The organism is Variovorax sp. 20P10.2.4, assembly GCF_058244205.1.
In genome coordinates this window covers 1-1,088 of the sequence record NZ_JBZAYE010001185.1, presented here as the reverse complement: position 1 = coordinate 1,088, position 1,088 = coordinate 1, and the positions used below count along the sequence as shown (strand labels likewise).

The following is a 1,088-nucleotide window of genomic DNA, read 5'->3' as shown; positions in this document are numbered from 1 at the left end:
GCCGCGCTCAGGGCCGACAACGCGATGCCGTGCGAGCGCGGCCGCCGCGACGGGCGGGAGAAAGAAGAAGCAGCAGTGAGACGGCCGGACATGCGAACTCCCAGAATCGAGTCGTGAAAAAAAGACGGTTGCGAAACAGCGTGCGTACTCTGCGTGCAAGCCCATGGCCGCTCAATCCCCGAAAACAAGTAAAAAAGTTCGTGTGCTCCTCGGTCGGTACGTGGAGGACAGGTCGCTCCGGTCTGCCCGCGGACCGTTCGGCACCGAAGAGTTTTTAGACGTCGTATAAAATTGGACGACGTTCAATATCAAGGTAGCCACCTTGCCATCGCCCAAACTCCCCGAACCTCCCGGCCGCCGCGAGCGGCGGCGCGCGCAGACGCTCGACCACGTGGCGACCACCGCCATGCGGCTGTTCGAGACCCAGGGCTACGACGCCACCACGATGGAGCAGATCGCGCTGCGGGCGGACGTGGCCAAGGGCACGCTCTATAACCACTTCGCGACCAAGGAGGCGGTGCTCGCGCACTGGATCCACCTTGAGCTCGCGGCCGATACCGCGCGGCTGGCCGAACTGGTCGGCGCGCCCGGCGACTTCGAGGCGCGGCTCGCGCGCCTGCTCGAGGCCTCGGCCGAGTGGTCGCAGCGCCATCGCGCCTACCTGCTCGACTACTTCCGCTTCCGCTTCCTCAACATCGAGAGCGAGATCGACGGCGGCGGCGATCCCGAGGGCCGGCCGCGCGACCTCATCGGGCTGTTCGCGCTGCTGATCCGCGAGGCGCAGCACGAAGGCAGCCTGCGCGCCGACCTGGCGCCCGAGCATCTCGCGCAGCTGCTGCACCACCTGTACTTCGGCGCGCTGATGCGCTGGCTCACCGTGCCGGGCCTGGTGCTGGACGAGGAGTTCGCGGCGATCGTCGCGGTCTTCGTCGACGGCACGCGCGCCGGCGCCAAGGCCGCGCGGAGGAAGCGCGCATGAAGATCGCGGTCGTCACCTACGGCACCGAGGGCGATGCGCGTCCGCTCGCCGCGCTGTGCCATGCGCTCGACGCGGCTGGCCATTCGACCTTGCTGCTGGCCGATGCCTC

Annotated in this window: 1 protein-coding gene; it reads left to right on the top strand. The window is 67.9% G+C overall.

All coding sequences use genetic code 11. The features are described from left to right. Positions 1 to 322: 322 nt before the first annotated feature. The gene (locus tag AC27VN_RS42170) at positions 323 to 979 is read left to right on the top strand and encodes a TetR/AcrR family transcriptional regulator (protein ID WP_490880620.1); all 657 of its coding nucleotides are present in this window, start codon (positions 323 to 325) and stop codon (positions 977 to 979) included. Positions 980 to 1,088: the final 109 nt, after the last annotated feature.